Source organism: Streptomyces noursei (genome assembly GCF_001646665.1).
Lineage (GTDB): Bacteria > Actinomycetota > Actinomycetes > Streptomycetales > Streptomycetaceae > Streptomyces > Streptomyces lavendulocolor.
This window is the reverse complement of the sequence record NZ_LWBU01000035.1, coordinates 116,412-133,091: the sequence shown is the minus strand read 5'-3', so window position 1 is coordinate 133,091 and position 16,680 is coordinate 116,412. Positions and strand designations below refer to the sequence as shown.

14 protein-coding genes and 1 pseudogene are annotated in these 16,680 nt (G+C 73.7%); 9 read left to right on the top strand and 6 right to left on the bottom strand.

Features of this window, described 5'->3' with window-relative positions; translation table 11 throughout:
- Positions 1-42: 42 nt before the first annotated feature.
- Together A4V12_RS03935 and A4V12_RS03930 are read right to left on the bottom strand one after the other, a co-directional pair.
- Positions 43-1,929 carry an alpha/beta hydrolase family protein gene (locus tag A4V12_RS03935; protein ID WP_064067759.1) on the bottom strand — a complete coding sequence of 629 codons (1,887 nt, stop codon included), beginning with the start codon at positions 1,927-1,929 and terminating at the stop codon, positions 43-45.
- Complete coding sequence (locus A4V12_RS03930) at positions 1,926-3,248, bottom strand: MFS transporter (protein ID WP_064067758.1); 1,323 nt, start codon at positions 3,246-3,248, stop codon at positions 1,926-1,928. The genes A4V12_RS03935 and A4V12_RS03930 overlap by 4 nt, the downstream gene beginning before the upstream one ends.
- A gap of 898 nt (positions 3,249-4,146) precedes the next feature.
- Here A4V12_RS03930 and A4V12_RS38290 point away from each other — a divergent pair.
- Positions 4,147-4,248 (top strand): annotated as a pseudogene (locus tag A4V12_RS38290) (IS5 family transposase); the annotation flags it as partial.
- Positions 4,249-4,278: 30 nt separating this feature from the next.
- Here A4V12_RS38290 and A4V12_RS03925 read toward each other — a convergent pair.
- Positions 4,279-5,508: a serine hydrolase domain-containing protein gene (locus A4V12_RS03925; protein WP_064067757.1), complete on the bottom strand. Its 1,230-nt coding sequence runs from the start codon at positions 5,506-5,508 to the stop codon at positions 4,279-4,281.
- A 241-nt stretch (positions 5,509-5,749) separates the two neighbouring features.
- On the opposite strand from A4V12_RS03925, the gene A4V12_RS03920 reads away from it, so the two are divergent.
- Positions 5,750-6,661, top strand: coding sequence for a hypothetical protein (locus tag A4V12_RS03920; RefSeq protein WP_064067756.1), 912 nt, complete (start codon positions 5,750-5,752; stop codon positions 6,659-6,661).
- Positions 6,662-7,095: 434 nt separating this feature from the next.
- Positions 7,096-7,833 carry a S1 family peptidase gene (locus A4V12_RS03915; protein WP_064067822.1) on the top strand — a complete coding sequence of 246 codons (738 nt, stop codon included), beginning with the start codon at positions 7,096-7,098 and terminating at the stop codon, positions 7,831-7,833.
- A 267-nt stretch (positions 7,834-8,100) separates the two neighbouring features.
- Here the strand turns inward: A4V12_RS03915 and A4V12_RS03910 are convergent, their stop codons facing one another.
- Entirely contained in the window at positions 8,101-8,610 is a 510-nt protein-coding gene (locus A4V12_RS03910; RefSeq protein WP_107415305.1) for a hypothetical protein, read from the bottom strand.
- A complete protein-coding gene (locus A4V12_RS03905; RefSeq protein WP_064067755.1) occupies positions 8,607-9,359 on the bottom strand; it encodes an alpha/beta fold hydrolase in 753 nt (250 codons plus the stop codon). Before A4V12_RS03905 ends, A4V12_RS03910 begins: the two co-directional genes overlap by 4 nt.
- Before the next feature lie 122 nt (positions 9,360-9,481).
- Here A4V12_RS03905 and A4V12_RS03900 point away from each other — a divergent pair, with 122 nt between their 5' ends.
- The 4 genes from A4V12_RS03900 (at position 9,482) to A4V12_RS03885 (ending at position 12,972) form a co-directional block, all read left to right on the top strand.
- Positions 9,482-9,850 (top strand): tetratricopeptide repeat protein, encoded by a 369-nt coding sequence (locus tag A4V12_RS03900; protein ID WP_079136788.1) that lies wholly within the window; start codon positions 9,482-9,484, stop codon positions 9,848-9,850.
- A 145-nt stretch (positions 9,851-9,995) separates the two neighbouring features.
- Positions 9,996-10,571, top strand: a complete 576-nt coding sequence (locus A4V12_RS03895; RefSeq protein WP_064067819.1) for a DUF664 domain-containing protein — start codon at positions 9,996-9,998, stop codon at positions 10,569-10,571.
- Positions 10,572-10,665: 94 nt separating this feature from the next.
- The gene (locus A4V12_RS03890; protein WP_064067754.1) at positions 10,666-11,559 is read left to right on the top strand and encodes an alpha/beta hydrolase; all 894 of its coding nucleotides are present in this window, start codon (positions 10,666-10,668) and stop codon (positions 11,557-11,559) included.
- A 129-nt stretch (positions 11,560-11,688) separates the two neighbouring features.
- The gene (locus tag A4V12_RS03885; RefSeq protein WP_079136787.1) at positions 11,689-12,972 is read left to right on the top strand and encodes a serine hydrolase domain-containing protein; all 1,284 of its coding nucleotides are present in this window, start codon (positions 11,689-11,691) and stop codon (positions 12,970-12,972) included.
- 167 nt (positions 12,973-13,139) lie between these two features.
- Here A4V12_RS03885 and A4V12_RS03880 read toward each other — a convergent pair whose 3' ends face one another.
- Positions 13,140-13,433: a hypothetical protein gene (locus tag A4V12_RS03880; RefSeq protein WP_064067753.1), complete on the bottom strand. Its 294-nt coding sequence runs from the start codon at positions 13,431-13,433 to the stop codon at positions 13,140-13,142.
- A 319-nt stretch (positions 13,434-13,752) separates the two neighbouring features.
- Between A4V12_RS03880 and A4V12_RS03875 the strand changes: the two genes are divergently transcribed.
- Both A4V12_RS03875 and A4V12_RS03870 read left to right on the top strand, forming a co-directional pair.
- Positions 13,753-15,162 (top strand): serine hydrolase domain-containing protein, encoded by a 1,410-nt coding sequence (locus A4V12_RS03875; RefSeq protein WP_234372068.1) that lies wholly within the window; start codon positions 13,753-13,755, stop codon positions 15,160-15,162.
- 292 nt (positions 15,163-15,454) lie between these two features.
- Positions 15,455-16,660: a spore photoproduct lyase family protein gene (locus A4V12_RS03870; protein ID WP_079136786.1), complete on the top strand. Its 1,206-nt coding sequence runs from the start codon at positions 15,455-15,457 to the stop codon at positions 16,658-16,660.
- Positions 16,661-16,680: the final 20 nt, after the last annotated feature.

The following is a 16,680-nucleotide window of genomic DNA, read 5'->3' as shown; positions in this document are numbered from 1 at the left end:
ACGGTGACGGTGATGCCGACGCTCGGCTTGCGGTTCTCCTCGTCACCCGCGAGCGGGTCGTTGTGGATGATGTCCTTCTGCATGGGACCTTCTCCTCTCCGTGAGTCGTTCTGCGGTGCGGTGCTCCCCGCTCCGGGCGGAGCGGGGCGTCTGTGGGCGGCGTGCCGGGCCGCGCAGTTCCCGGTCGAGGAAGACCACGGCACGGCGCAGTACGGCGACGTGGTCGCCGCCGTCGTAGCCGTCGTGACCGGAGTCGAGCCACATCGCCTCGTGGCGGACCCCGGCGGCGCGCAGCGCGGCGAGGTAGCCGCGGACCTGGCCGGGCGGGCATTTGGCGTCCCGGGTCGCGGCGGCCACCAGCAGCGGGGCGCGGACCGCCGCCGCGTACCGGATCGGCGAGCTGCGCGCGTACCGCTCGGGCACCTCGTCGGGCGTGCCGCCGAAGAGCCGTTCGTCCAGGGCGCGCAGGGCGGGGGTCGTCGTGCGGTGGGCGGCGGCGCAGTCGGCGACCGGCTTGACGGCCACCCCCGCCTGCCACAGGTCCGGGCGGGTGCCCAGGGCGAGCAGGACCAGGTAGCCGCCCCAGGAGGTGCCCCACAGCCCCACGGCGCCGGGGCGGATCAGCCGGCGGGCGATCAGGTCGGCCCGTACCGAGGCGAGGTCGTCGACCTGGGCGAGGCCGACGCCCCGCCCCTGCGCGCGCCGCCAGCGGGGCCCGTACCCGGTGGAGCCGCGGTAGTTGACGCGCGCGACCGCGAAACCGGAGGCGACCAGGGAGTGGACGACCCCGTCGTAGGCGTCGCGGTCGTGGTCGGCGGGCCCCCCGTGGACGAGGAACACCGCGGGGGCGGCGGGCGGCTCGGCGCCGGTGGGGGAGCCGGGCGGTGCGGCGGGCGCCGTGGGGGGCACGGGCAGGCTGAGCAGGGTGTGCACCGGGCCGTCGGGGCCGGGGGTCCACAGGTCGTGGTGCGTGCCGGGGACGGGCCCGGCGACGGTGGGAAGCGGGGGGAGCGGCGTCCCGCGCGAGGAGCGCAGCCTCGGCGGATGTCCGGTGTCCGTCCACAGGTAGTGCAGGTCGCCGCCGCGCCGGGTGGCGGCGTCCAGCAGGGTGCCCGCCGGGGTGGGGACCGGGGTGAGGGTCCGGTCGTCGAGGCGGGCCCGGTGCAGGGCCGAACGGCCGTGGCGGTCCTGCCGGACCAGTACGGAACGGCCGTCGGCGTCCCAGCGGGCGGTGATCTCGGTGTCGAAGGCGCACCAGTCGTGGGTGACGGTCCCGGTGCCGGGCCGCCAGCTCTCGACGACGTACCGGTCGTGGCGCTCACGGACGAGGAGCAGTTCGTCGTCCGGCCCGGCCGGGGCGAACCCCAGCGGCCAGAGGCGCCCGGAGCGTTCGCCGCCGGGCAGGACGGCGCGCACGGTGCCCTCGGAGGTGAGTACGGTGACCCCGTCGGCGCCGCCGAGGGCGAGCAGCCCTCCGCCGGGCGTGATGCCGGTGAGCGTGGCGTGGCCGCCGGTGCGGACGACCGTGCGGGCGGCGCCGCCGCGCGGACCCACGTGGACGGTGGTGGCGCCGCCGTCGCCGACGGCCAGGGCGACCGTGCCGTGGTCGCTCACCGCGAGGCCGCGGGGGAGCCCGGCGGGGACGCCGGTCAGCCCGGGCAGGTCCGTACCGCCGCCGAAGGGCTGGAAACGCCACTGTCCGTGCCCGTGTTCGTCCTCGTCGAACCACCACACGTACGCGTCGCGGTCGATGGCGCCGTGCAGGGTGCCGCGCGGCCGCCGGGTGACCTGCCGGGCGCGGCGGGAGACGGCGTCCCAGGTGAACACCTCGCATCGGCCGTCGGCATCGGCCGTGAAGACCATCCGGGCCGGGTCGGCGGCGCACACCTCGGGCAGGGCCGCCCGGTACACCTGGTAGCCGCCGGTCATCCGGCCACCTCCGCGGCTCGCCCGTCGCGCAGCGGGCGCCGGGAGGTGTGCACCGCGAGCAGGGTGAGCGTCACCCCGCAGGCGACCGCGGGCGCGGCGGGGGAGACCCGGTCGGCGAGGACCCCGGCGAGCACGGGCGCCAGGGACGCGCCGCCGGTCGTGGCGGTGGCCAGGACGGCACCGGTACGCGCCTGCAACGCCGGTGCGGTCACCTGGAGGGCACGGGCCTGGAGCACCACGGAGGCCATCGGCATCAGCAGGCAGACCAGGCCGAACAGCGCTCCGTACGCCCACGCCCCCGCCACCGGGGCGAGCGCGGCCGGCGCGGCGGTGAGCGGCACCAGGAGCCAGGTCGTACCCGTCACCGTCCGGGAGGCGCCGAAACGTTTCGCCACCCGGGGCGCGGCAAGCGCGCCGGCCAGCCCCGCCGCACCCGACACGGCCAGGACCGCACCGAGGGCGGCGCCGCCGTGACCACCCCTCTGGAGGGCGAACACGGCGCCGAAGTAGAGCGTCACCACGACGACGTTCACCGTGGCGCTCCACACCAGGACCAGCCGCAGCGGCGCGGAGGAGCGCACCAGCCGCAGCCCGGCCGCGCCCTCGCGCAGCACCTCCCCGAGGCGTACGCGGAGTTCGGCCCGCGCGGTCGGCGCGGTGGGGGAGGCCGGTGCGGCCGGTGCCGCCGCGGTGGGGGAGGCCGGTGCGGCCGGCGCCGCGAGGTCCGCCCGCATCGCCCGTACGCACAGGGCGCTGACGAGGTAGGACAGGGCGTCGGCGAGGAACGGGAGCGCACGGGCCACCTGGTAGAGCACGCCGCCGAGCGCGGGGCCGACGATCAGGGCTCCCTGGTCGGCCGCCGCCAGCCGCGCGATCGCCCGCGGCTGTTCCGGTGCCGGGCAGACGAGGGCGACCGTGCCGCGGGCGGCCGCCTCGAAGCAGGCGGTCGCCGAGCGTTCGACCAGGACGGCGGTGAGGACCAGCCCGAGGGGCGGGTGGCCGGTGGTCAGGGCCAGGCTCACGCCCCCCATGGCGAGCGCGGAGACGGTGGCGGACCCGAGCATCACCCGCCTGCGTGCGCCCCGGTCGACCGGCACGGCGACGAAGGGCCCGATGAGGAGCCCGATGGCGGTGGAGACGCCGGCGACCAGGCCGACCACCTGGGGCGGGTGACCCAGTCCGAGGAGGAGCAGGGGGAGGACGGCTCCCGAGGCCTGGGTGCCCACGGCGTCGGCGGCGTTGGCCCACCACAGGAGCGTGAAGTCGCGTGTTCCCGGCCGTGGGTGGGACGGTGGTGCGGTTGACGCGGACCGTTCCACGGGAGCACCTCACCGATTTGGCGAAATCGTGCAGGAAGTGTGGGGGAAGCGAAACGAGCGGGATCCTAATCACGCCCGGAGGAGCGCCACAAGATGTCGTTGCGCGTGGCCGAATTCCCGCACGGCGGCGGCCGGGAAGGCCTGCTCGGCGGTGCGCGGAAATGAGGGGAGATCATTCCGTCGGTTGGCGGGAATGTGTTCCCGCCCTCCAGGCGAAACGCCCGGCGCCCTCCGGGGCCCGGCCGGAAACAGCGGTCCGGGACGCGCCAGGGAGGCGCGAACCCGGCCGGTGGGCGGGGTGCGCGAACGGGCCGCTTTCGGCTGGGAACGTTCGCCCCGGCGGGGTGTGTGAATCCGTGCCGTGTACCCCATGTGCGGTCGGGGATGGTCCCCTTCGTCCGGACGCTCGGCACGTGCCGGGAGCCGTCACCGACGACGGCACCCTGTCCAGCCGTCCACCCGCAAGGGGACCGGTACGCGGTGGTGGCCGTACCACGCGGCCCCCCACGACCTGGTGGACGTCACCGCCGACCCATGCCTCGGCGTCAGCGGCGACGCGCCGGCCGACGGCATCGGGACGCGGCCGGAGCCGCGCCCGCGAGGTGCATCAGAAGGGTCCCTCACCCCGTCCTCCTGGCGCGTCCGCCGCGGCTGCCAGCGATCCGGCGGCGTTGTGAGCAGCGCCGGCGGGGCCGACCGTCACCCCCGATGTGGAGTGGAAGTTCCTCCGTCCGCTGTTGCCCGAGTCCTTGCGTGGGCGGAAGCGGTTGGACGATCGAGCCGTACTCAACGGGATCGGGATCGTGTGAAGTCCCGGACGGGTACCCGGCCTGGCGGGACGTGCCCGAGCGGTACGGCCCCTGGCGCACGCTGCACACTCGCTTTCGCCGGTGACTTCAACCGCCTCAAGCAGTGGCGCGGCATCGCGACCCGCTACGACAAGACCGCCGAGTCCTACCAGGCAGCTGTCACACTCGCCTCACTCCTGATGTGGGCGTGACATTCGAAGACAACTCCCCGTACGCCCAGGTCAGTCCTGCGGCGTGAGTTGGTCGATGATCTGCTTCGTGAGTTCGATGGCGGGTGCCGTGCCGTCGGGTGACTGGTTGAGGTTGGTGAGCACCACGATGGTGGTGCGGGTGGCCGGGTCGTAGCCCATGAAGCTGTTGTAGCCCGGGATCTCACCGTCGTGGCCGATGTATCCCAGGATGTTCGCGACGGCCAGGCCGTAAGTCGGTGCCCCGGGGAGGTCGGAGGTCGGCACGAAGGTCAGTCTCTCGCGTTGCACTGCGGGGCTGAGCAGGCTTCCCGTGGCGAGGGCCTTCGCCCAGCGACGCAGGTCGTCCACCGTGGAGACGGCCGCTCCAGCGGACCACGCCAATGAGGCGTTGTCGTGCGTGGCGTTTCTGGGGTTGCCAGCCGACCAGTCCGCCCAGGCCGCGTCCTTGCCGGTCAGGACCGGGGCGGTCAGGCTGTCCACGTTGTCGATGAACATGTAGCCCTGAGCGTGTGGACGGGGGATCGACCGACCGTTGGCGAAACTGGTCTCCTCAAGTCCGGCCGGTTCGAAGACGCGTTCTCGGAGAAGGCGGGCGAGCGGTCGGCCGGTGACCTGCTCGGCGATGAGGCCGAGCAGCACGTAGTTGGTGTTGGAGTAGTGGTATCCGGTGCCCGGGGGGAAGTAGACGGGGTGGCGGAAGGCGATGTCGAGGAGTTCCTGCGGGGACCAGTAGCGCTCCGGGTGCTGGTCGAGTTGCCGGTTGAAGCGGGGGTCCTCGGCGTAGTTGTACAGGCCGCTGGTCATCTGCAGGAGCTGGCGGATGGTGATGCGCCTGCCGTTCGGTACGCCTTGACGGTATGCCGCCACGGGTTTGTCCAGGGCGAGTCTGCCCTCCTGGACGAGTTGCAGGATCACCGTTCCGGTGAAGGTCTTGGTGATGCTGCCGACCCGCATGTGGTCGCGGGTAGTGATCGGCGTCCCGGTCGCCAGGTCCGCGGTGCCCAGCGCTGTGGTCCAGGTGCCTCGCGCGGGTGTGGACACGGACACGATCGCGCCGGGAACGCGCAGCCGCTGCATGTGGGCCAGCAGATCCGCTGTCAGTTTCCGCGTGAAAGGTGTGTCCCGGGTCTCCCGGGTCTCCCGGGCGTCCTGGGAAGCGCGGGCGCCGGCGGACGCGACGGTGGTCGGGTCCCTGGGAACCCCGGGGGCGGGGGCGGCCATGGCGACGGCGATCGCACCGGCCGTCAGCACAGCGGCCATGGGGCGCGGTCTCAGGGCACGGGCGCCGAGTACGCGCGTTCCCGGCGCGCCGGGACGGGCTTGTGATCTTCGCCTGGAGTGCATCCGTGAGCCTCGATCCGCAGCAAGGGATGTGACCCCGCTTGATTTAGCACCCGCTCGTCACTCCCGCCCCGGTTCAGCCACCGGTGGGCGTGGTGCGAGGTTTCCCTTCGGGCGGGCGGTGGGGCGGGCCGCGGGTGGAGCCGGAGGCACCGCGCCCGTGGACGCCGGACACCGGGTGCTGCTGCGCGGCCTGTTGTCGCACGGCGGCATGGACGACGCCACCATGGACGTCTGGGACGGATGGGCCCCGGTCCTGTCGGCGCTGCTGTCCGAGGGTGCGGTCGCCCCCGGCGAACTGCTCACCCTGACCGCCGCGCCCGCCGGGAGCGGGCGGGTGGCGCTCGCGGAGGCTGCTGCGGGCCGGCTGAGGCTGCTGCGCGGGACGGGCGCGGGCGCCCTCCTCACCGGGGCGGACGACGCGGCGAAGTCCGGTTCCCCGGGCGGGGACGCCGGCGCCGTGGTCGCCGTGGAGGACGTCATCTCCTGGCTGGACCGCTTCGCGCGGCGCTACCGGGGCATGCGGCAGCCGGTGGAGGGCCTGCCCGGACTGCTCGCGGGCATCGGGGCGCGGCTGCGCGCCGAGGGCGTCCCCTACCGGGCGCTGCCCGCCCTGCGGATGCCCGACGCCCAGGCGTCGTCGCGTGACCGCTGCCTGGGCTCGGCACCGTCGTCGCGGCCTGGGCGCTCACCGGCAACGGTGTGTTCGGCCTCCGCCGGGGACGGCGGGCCGCCGGCCCCCCCGTTCACCCAGCCCCCGAACTGGTGGCACCTGATGCGCCCGCGCGACGAGGCGGGCTCCGCCCGGCTGCGCGGGGTCGACACCGCCACGGCGGAGGACCTGCTGGCCGCAGTGGGCCCGGAGACACGGGCCGACGTGGGCTGGTCGGCCGATGCGCGCGCGAGTACGAGAGGCGTCCACGACACCACCGAGCGCGTGGCCGGAGGTGACGGACGACCGCCTGGTCGACGGTCTCGCCGGGGTGCTCCGGTCGGCCGTCGAGTGCCAGGAGACGCGCGCACGGCTGGGCGGAGGCTGACGGACATTCAGGGCTCGGGCGCCCGTGGGTGACGAACCGGTGATTTTCGGTTTCCGGGCGCCACGGCCACAGGATTTCGCTTGCACATGTCTCTCGCCACATATCTACGCGGATAGTTGTGTGGTTGACCAAGGGGAAAAGCGGGTGGGAGGGCGGGGTGGGCGGCCCTGCGGTCGGCGGCCGCACCCACGCCTCGGCCGACTGTGCCCGCCGGAGCCGTTTCGGCATGAGAAGCGACGCCGAGCAGGAGGGATCCCTCTGAATCGACGCCCTGCGCGGTCTACCGGCAAACTTTCGCAACCCGGCCCCTTGCGGCGGCGACGGACCGTCTGTCACATTCGCCACAGCCGAAATGGCATGCACGCGACAGGCTTACCCCGGCCTTCCCGTGCGCCCGTGCCGCATACCTATGCGGCGCTGTGGTCCTCACCGAGGACGTTCACACCCCCACACAATGGAGACGAACGTGCGAATAGCCAGACTGGCCCCTGCCCTCGCGATCGCGGCCCTGACCCTCTTAGGAACGGCCCCCACCGCCGCTGCCCAGGCGTCACCTGCGCCCAGTGCCCCCGCGATCGCTCCCGGCACCGACGTCCAGCCGATCATCGGCGGCGGCTACGCCAACAACGCTCCCTGGGCGGCCCGGTTGTTCTCGAACGGCCGGCAGACCTGCAGCGCCTCCATCATCGCCCCCACCTGGATCCTCACCGCCAAGCACTGCGTCGGGGGCGGCGGCCTGTCGTTCCGCATCGGCAGCCTCGACCAGACCACCGGCGGCACCGTGGCCAACGGGGTCAGCGTCCACAGCCACCCGTCCTCCGACCTGTCGCTGGTCCGCCTCGACCGGTCCGTGTCCGGCACCTACGCCCGCCTCGGCCAGCCGGGCTCCGTGTCGGTGAACCAGACCGTGCAGGTCTACGGCTGGGGCGCCACCTACCAGTGCGGCTCGGAGGCGAACTGCCAGTCCCAGTACCTCAAGGTCGCCGATGTCGTCGTGACCGGCGGCTGCCGCGACGCGTACAACGGCTCGGCCATCTGCGCCCGCCGCGGCAACGGCATCACGGCGGGCGGCGACTCGGGCGGCCCCATGATGGCCAACGGCGTACAGGTGGGCGTCGCCTCCACCAGCGACCGGCAGACCACCACCGCGTACACGAACGTGACGGCGTACCGCTCCTGGATCCAGGGCATCGCCGGCGTCTGACGCCGCACATCCCACCCGCGCCACGCCACGCGGCCCGCGCAACGCAACACAACGCGGCACGGCGCGGTGCAAGCAACGCAACCCAACGCGCCCGGCGCAAGCAACGGAAGCAACGCAAGGCAGTGCACTGTCATGCGGAGCAGCGCTGCGCGGGCGACGCACCCTCCCCGGTGCGACGTGACACGGCCCTCCACCGCTCCGCGGTGGAGGGCCCCCGGCGCTTCCGCGGCCGCTCGGCCGGCGGCCTTCGGCACCGTCCGGTGCCGGTCACCCGTGGTCGTCGCCGTTCCCGGTGCCGCGCCGCCGCGCGCGGGTCACCGCGAGGACGGCGCCCGCGACAGCGATCACCGCGATGGCCAGGGCGATGCTGACGCCGCCCTCGGTGTCCCAGTACACGTCCTCCAGGCTGATCAGCAGAGCCGCCTCGTCCACCACCAGCGCCAGCCCCACCCCGTAGGCGAGTCCCATCCACGCACGGGCCCGTGCCGAACGCTCCACCAGCCCGGCCGCGCCCACCGCCACCAACAGCAGGATGCCCCACACGTAATGGTGGAGGTGGACACCGCCCGCCTGGACGTCACCCACCCCCGCCACGTCGATGTGGATGAGCCACGTCAGCAGCCGCATCCCGCCGAACGTGAGGGCGAACCCCCACCAGGCCAGCACGAATCCGCGCCGCTCGGGGGAGATACCCGGCAGGACGCGCAGCCAGGGCGACGGACGCTCCGTGTTCGTCCCCGGCGATTGCGAACCGTCGGACGTCCTGCTCGGTCTCACGTCTGCCCTCCTGCGGTGAACTGCTGGATCAGCGCGGCCACGGCGCCGGGCGCGCTGTAGTGCGCCGCGTGCGCGGCGCCCTGGACCTCGGCCGCGCGCCCGTCGCCGACCGCACGTGCCACACGCCGGGTCCACTCCCGGGAGGCGATGGTGTCACCCGCCCCGCGCACCACGAGGGTCGGCGCGACGACCCGGGCCAAATGCCCCTCGAACGACTCGGCCGCGTCGCGCAGCGCGTGCCGGAAGGACGCGGCGAACCGGACGGGGCCGGTCACCAGATAGTCGCCCGCCGCGACCGCGAGCAGGGAGAGCGGTTCGCGGGGCGCGTCGGCCAGGAGCCGCCCGCACTGCCGCAGGCCGCCGGCACCCGGTTCGAGCGCCGGCCCCACCATCACGACGCGGCGCACCAGGCGCGGGTGCCGGGCGGCGAACGCCGCGACCACCTGGCAGCCGACCGAATTGGCCACCAGCAGGCTCGGTCCCAGGGCGAGGCCCCGGTGCCAGCGCTCCAGGGCGCCGGCGAGCTCACCGACGCGCGGGGCGCGGCGCACGACGGCCCGCGACCGTGCGTTGCCGGGCAGGTCCGGGACGAACACGGTCGTCCCGCCCGCGGCCAGCCGTCGCGCGAGCGGAACGAAGTACCGCCCCGAGAGTCCCAGCCCGTGCACCAGCACGACATTGGGGGCGCCGTCGCGCGGCGGAGGACCGAACCTGCGGGTGAAGAGCCCGGCGTGTGTCGACTGTTCCATCCTTCCACCCTCCCCCGTCCGGGCCCGTTCACCGCCCGGGCGGCGCATTCGGCGCAGGGTCCGCCTTCCCGGTGGAATACGCGGCCCCGGGTCGTGGTTGTCGGCGGCGGAGGAGGTCACCCATGGACATGACCTACGGCGTCACCGACAACACGTACTACACCCACGGGACGCCGGCGGAGCGCTGGGAGCGGGCACGGCTGTTCTTCGACGCCAAGGACTACACGGCCGCCGCACGCGTGCTGGGCGGGTTGGTCGAGGAGGTGCCCGAGCAGACGGGTCCGCGGCTGCTGCTGGCGCGCGCCTACTACCACTCGGCTCAGCTGCGCCGGGCGGAGGCGGAGCTGCGGTTCATCGTGGAGCACGACCCGGTCGAGCACTACGCCCGGATGATGCTGGGCCGCACCCTGGAGCGCCAGGGGCGCACCGAGGAGGCCCGGCCCCACGTTCGTATCGCGTCGGCGCTCGCCGGGGACTTCCCCGACGACTGACGCGTAAGGCCGCCCGGACACCCCGTCCGGCTCCGGAACAGGAGCCGGACGGGTCGACGTCGCCGGCCGGGTCCCAGGAGGTGGACCGACCGGCACCGGTCCGGGGCGACAACCCACTGGCGGGCGGGTGGTGCCGGAGGTGATCATGCAACGCATGACCGACGAACCCGCGCGATGGACCGAGGCGACCGTTCACCCCGACATGTGGGCGGACCCCGACGACGACCCCCGCAACAACGACAAGCCCGCGCCGGACGGCGAGCGCGCGACGCTGCACGACTTCCTGACGAACTACCGCCTGACCCTGCGGATGAAGTGCGAGGGCCTGGACCCGGAGCAACTGGCCCGCCGGTCGGTCCCGCCGTCGACGATGTCCCTGCTCGGCCTTGTGCGGCATCTCGCGGAGGTCGAACGGGACTGGCGCAACTGGGTCACCGACGCGGACGCCGAGGCACTCCCGAAGCTCTACGGCAGGCGGGACGCGGACTTCGACGAGGCCGTCGCCGAACAGTCCGCGGTCGAGGCCGCGTACGCCGACCTGGAGCGCGAACAGGCGGCCACCGACGCCGCGCTGGCCGCGTTCCCGGACCTGGGAGCGTCCGTGGGGAAGGAGCGGATCGTGCTCCGGGAGCTGTTGGTGCACCGGGTCGAGGAGTACGCGCGTCACTGCGGCCACGCCGACCTGCTGCGCGAGTGCGTCGACGGAAGGGTGGGCCAGTGACGGGGGCGGACGCGCCGATCGGTGCGTGACCCGGGTGCGATGCCCGACAGTTGGCGGATGATCCGGTACGGGGACGGCCGACAGGATGGGCGTCATGGATCCCGAACTCGAAGCGTTCGTACCGCTGTTCCCCGTCACCGGGCTGACCGACCCTCTCGACGTGCGCGCGAGCTTCGCCGCACTGGCCGCCCGGCTGCCGCCGCCGGACACCTCGCGGCTCGTCGTGGAGGACCGCACCGTACCCGCCGATCCCGACGTGGCGGTGCGCGTCTACCGCCCGCGGCAGGCGCGTGGGGCCGTCGTGTGGCTGCACGGCGGCGGGTTCGTCATGGGGGACCTGGACACCGAGCACCCCTGGGCCGGCCGGATAGCCGACGCCTCCGGCGCGGTGGTGGTCTCCGTGGCGTACCGGCTGGCCCCGGAGAACCGGTACCCGGCCGCACTGGAGGACGCCTGGGCCGCTCTCATCTGGACGGTGGAACACGCCGCCGAGCTGGGCGTCGACCCGGAGCGGATCGCGGTCGGGGGCCACAGCGCGGGCGGCGGCCTCGCGGCGGCCCTGGCGCTGTACGCGCGTGACCACCAGGGGCCGCCGATCCGGTACCAGCTGCTCAACCAGCCCGGTCTCGACGACCGGCAGGAGAGCTGGTCGCGGCGGCACTTCACGGACACCCCCTGGATGGACCGCGACAAGGTCGCCGCCGGATGGCGCCACTACCTGGGCGAGGGGCCCGTCACGCAGTACGCCGCACCCGCACGGGCCACCGACCTGTCCGGTCTGCCGCCCGCGTACATCGCCACGGCGGAGCTGTGCCCCAACCGGGACGAGGACATCGACTACGCGCTGCGCCTGCTGCGCGCGGGCGTGTCGGTGGAACTGCACCAGTGGCCCGGCACCTTCCACGGATCGCAGGCGATCCTGTCCGCCGAGGTGTCGCAGCGGCAGATCGCCGAACTCGCCGCCGCGCTGCGCCGTGCCCTGGCCTGACGGCGGCCGGCCGTGCCGTCGACGCACGGGGAGGACCCCCGTACCCATCGATCGGAACCAGCACCAGAAGCAGAACCAGCACCAGCACCAGAACCAGGATCAGGATCAGGATCAGGAAGGACGGATGCGATGAGGATGCGACTGGCCCTGTGCGCGAGCGTGGCCGCGCTGAGCGTGTGCGCGGGAACGGTGACGGCCGTGGCCGCCCCCGACGGCGGGGGAGCGGCCGGGGCGATACCGGCCGGTGGTGCGAGCCCGTCGGCCGGTGTCGACCCCGGGGTGCTGAGATCCGCCGTCGACGGCGTCCACCGGGCGGGCATACCGGGCGTGTTCGCCGAGGTGCGCGACGGCGACCGGGTCTGGCGCGGTGCCTCGGGCGTCGCCGACCTCCGTACCGGACGCCCCGTCACCGCCGACATGCGGCAGCGCGTCGGCAGCGTCACCAAGACCTTCACCGCCGCCGCGATCATGCAGCAGGCCGAGCGCGGCCGGATCCGGCTCGACGCGCCGATCGGCGGGTACCTGCCGGACCTGGTACCGGGGGAGCGCGGCAGAAGGATCACGGTCCGGATGCTGCTCAACCACACCAGCGGCATCCCCGACTACATCCCTTACGTGTTCCCGTCGATCCAGGGGTTCCCCTCCCTGCCGGACGTGTCGTCCAAGAGCCTGGACGACAACCGGTTCAAGCGGTTCCGCCCGGCCGAGCTGATCGCCCTGGGTCTCGCGGCGCCACCCGTGGGCGAGCCCGGAGCCGCCACCGGCGTCTACTCCAACACCAACTACGCGCTCCTCGGCGAGCTGCTGGAGCGGGTGACCGGCACCCCGGCAGAGGAGTACATCACCCGGAACGTCATCCGACGAGCCGGGCTCCGGCACACCGCGTTCCCGGCCGGGCCGCACATCAAGGGGCCGCACTCACGGATGTACGAGGCATTGTGGGGCGTCCTGGACCCGCCCCGCGACTACAGCGTCTACGACATGTCCTGGGTGATGCTGGGGGCCGGTCTGGTCTCGACCATGGAGGACCTCAACCGCTTCTACGCGAAGCTGCTCGACGGCGCGATCGTCGGCCGGGAGTCGCTGGCGCAGATGCAGCGTACGATCCCGGTCCGCGCCCTGGACGGGACGACGGTCCACTACGGCCTCGGCCTGCACCGGGTCGACGTGCCGGGATGCGGAACCTTCTGGGGTCACGACGGCACGGCGTGGGGGGCCGGTACGGTCTCCTTCACCAGGGCGGACGGCGGGCGACAGATGTCGGTCGCGATCAACCTGATGCGATGGGCCGGACCGGACGCGCCGGCGACGGCGGGACAGCACCCCATCGACGCCGCCCTTCTGACGTTCCAGCAGCAGGCGCTGTGCGGTGAGGCGGACGCGGACGCGGTCCGGGAACCCCGGGAGCGCTGACCCGGGCGGTGGCGGCGAGCCGGGCGAGGACGGACGTGTTCGGACGTGACGTACCGGCGCGGCGCCCGCGCCGGCACGTCAACCCCGCCGGCCCGTCGCTCCCCGGCCGGAGAGTCGCCCCCGCCCGCGCGGCCCACCTGGCGACCGCCCGTGCGCCGTGCGGGCCGTCACGCTCCGAACGCCCAGAGCAGGGTGAGGGTTCCGGTGAGGCCGCTCGCGCCGAGGACGGTCCCGGCGGTGGCGGTCCAGAGGCGTCCGCCGACACCACGGCGCGCGCAGTGGATGCCCGCCGCTCCGAAGGTGACGGCCAGGGCTCCGGCGATCGTCGCCCACGGCAGCGTGACGAAGGCGAGAGGAGGCACCCACGCACCCAGGGCGGAGAAGGCCCCGAGGACGAGCGAGGTAGGACCCAGGGCGACCGCGGGTGAGTCGGATCCGGCGGGCGTGTTCGGCACGGACATGGGGGACTCCCTGTTTGAACGGGTTCAAATTCTGCTCCGATCGTACCGGCCGGGTGGTGGCCGGCCGGGCGGGGGGTGCCGTTGGGCGGGTGGTTCGGCGCGCCGGCGGCGGTACCGGAGCCCGCGGCGGTCCCGAGCGGGCCACGGACCGTCAACTGCGCGACGGTGGCGCACGGTTCGGGGGCCCGCGCACCTGACAAACGTCATGGAAATCCGTGCACATCATCGGCCCGCAGGTGGAGGATCCGGCGCCCGTCACGCGGTGAGGATGACCTGACGAGCGCACGCCCGTGCGCCGCCGACCGCGCAGGGAGACACCGTGGACCCGACCATCCATCCCGCCCGCCCCGCCGCACGCCGCACCGCGCTGCGCCCCGTCGCCCTGACGTCGAGTGCCGTCCTGCTCTCGCTCGTCACCGGCGTACTGCCCGCGCACGCCGCCACCGCCGGCCCCTCCACGGCGCCGCCGCCCGCGGTGCTGTCCGCCACCACCGGTCCCGGCCACCACCAGGGCACCGGCCTCGACCGCGGCGCGTTGCGCGAAGCCCTCGGAGCCATCCAGCAGGCCGGCATGTACGGAACCTACTCGGCCGTCCGCAACGGCTCGGCACACTGGCGAGGCGCCGCCGGAGTCGCCGACCTGGAGACCGGGCGCCCCGTCCGGCCGCAGCTGCAGCACCGGGTCGGCAGCATCACCAAGACCTTCACCGCCGTCGCCGTGCTCCAGCAGGTCGAGCGGGGACGCATAGACCTGGACGCGCCCATCGGCCGCTACCTGCCCGCGCTCATACCGGGCGAGCGCGGCCGCACCATCACCGTCCGGATGCTGCTCAACCACACCAGCGGCCTGGGCGACCACGTACTGGCGGCCTTCCCCGGCCTGCTGGAGGACCCGGGCAAGGCCCTGGACGCCAGGCGGTTCCACCGGTTCCCGCCGGAGGAGCTCGTACGCCTGGGACTCGCCGCCCCCGCCCCGGTGCCGCCGGGGACGTACTCGTACTCCAACACCAACTACGTCATCGCCGGACTGCTGCTGCGCGAGGTGACCGGGCAGGAGCCCGAGCAGTACATCACCCGGAACGTCGTCCGCAGGGCCGGACTGCGGCACACCTACTTCCCCCGCACCCCGTACCTGACCGGACCTCACTCCAAGATGTACGAGTCGATGTACGGCACGATCGAGCCCGCCCGCGACTACAGCGTCTACGACATGTCCTGGTGCGGCGTCGCCGGGTCCCTGGTGTCGACCGTCGAGGACCTCAACACGTTCTACCGCCGGCTGCTCCGCGGCGAACTGCTCGGCCCGGCGGGGCTGAAGGCCATGAAGACCACGGTCCCCACGTACGAGGCACCGCCCGGCGAGGAGGCCGCCATGCGCTACGGCCTGGGCCTCTACACCATGAGGCTGCCCGACGGGCGGTGGTACTGGGGTCACGACGGCGGCGTCTTCGGTGCCGGTACCTGGGCCCTGTCGTCCGAGGACGGGCGCCGCCAGGTCGCCATCGGCTACAACCTGATGAAGTACCAGCGCTTCGACGACCAGGGCAGGCCGCTGGACCACCCGATCGACGAGGCGCTGTTCCGGTACGTGACGACCGCCCTCGGCGGCGCCGCGAAGCCCGCACGGAGCTCCGCCCCGTCCCGGCCGCACGGGCAGGTGCTGCCCCCGTCCTCCGCCGCGCCCGACGCGCTGCGCCACTCCGCCCCCGGGACCCCGGCGGGCCGATGACCCGCCGGTGACCCGGGACGGCGCGCCCCGTCCGTCGCGACACCCGCCACGTGCGCTCGCCACAATGCCGCGCGATCCGGCGACCGCCGCGCGACCCGCCAGCGGGCGCCGCGACGGGCGGTCCCCTCCGGTCACACGTCCCCCCCGCGCCCGGCCGTGCCGGTGGCGGTCACCGACCGCTCCCGTCCGTTCACCGGCCGTCCGGGCGGGGGCGGGCGGTGTGCCGTGGCGCCACGCGAGGAGGGGCGCCACCTCTCGTAGGGTGGAGAGGTAGCGAAAGACCGGAGCGCCCATGCCCACCTCCCGGCCCCTCGGCGGCCCCACGGACGACGAACCCGACGGACTGTTCGACCTCGCCGAACTGCGGACCGGGCCGACGCCCCCCTCCTCGGCAGCCCCGCGGACCTCGGGGAAGCCGCTGTTCCGGGACTCGGCGGAGGCCCGCCGGATGCTGGCCGTCCGGGAGATCCACGCGGAGCCCGGAGCCGCCGCGTCCCCGCGCGGCAGGCAGATCCTCGCCGCGTTCCCCGACGCGGAGGTCGTCCCCGTCGACTCGCACTGGCGCATCCCGGACCTGCACGGCAACAAGGGGAACGCCGAGCGCTGGGTCCGGATCAAGAGCACGGTCCTGGTGCTGGGCGAGAAGAAGACCCTCACGGTGAGACCCAACGGCAGGTCCGCGGACTGGATCGCCCCGGGCGCCGCGAACGGCTGCGCCATGGCCTGTGCCTACTGCTACGTGCCGCGGCGCAAGGGCTACGCCAACCCGATCACCGTCTTCACCAACGTCGACCGCATCATCGCCCGGCTGCGGCGCCACGTCACCGAGCTGGGGCCCAAGCGGGAGCCGAACCAGTGCGACCCGGCCGCGTGGGTCTACGACGTCGGCGAGAACAACGACTGCTCGGTCGACGCGCTGATCAGCGAGAACACCGCGGACCTGGTGCACGCCTTCGCCCGCTGGCCGACCGCCAAGGCGTCGTTCGCCACCAAGTTCGTCAACCCCGACCTCCTGCTGCTCGACCCCCGGGGCCGGACGCGCATCCGGTTCTCCGTGATGCCACCGGACGACTCACGGCTCCTGGACATCCGCACCAGCCCGGTCGAGCAGCGGATCGCCGCCGCCGGCGACTTCCTGGAGGCCGGGTACGAGGTCCACTTCAACCTGTCGCCCGTCGTCATCAGGCCCGGCTGGGAGACGGCCTGGGCCGACCTGCTCCGGCACATGGACGACGTGCTGCCCGCCGCGGTGAAGGAGCAGGCGGCGGCCGAGGTCATCATGCTGACCCACAACCGGGAGCTGCACGACGTCAACATGGAGTGGCATCCCCGCGCCGAGGACGCCATCTGGCGCCCGGAACTGCAACAGGCCAAGCGCTCCGAGAACGGCAGCCTGAACGTGCGCTACCGCAACGCGATCAAGGCCGAGGCGGTGGAGACCGTACGCCGTCTGGTCACGGCCCACGCGCCCTGGCTGACCGTCCGCTACGCCTTCTGACCCCCGCGAACCGCGGACCG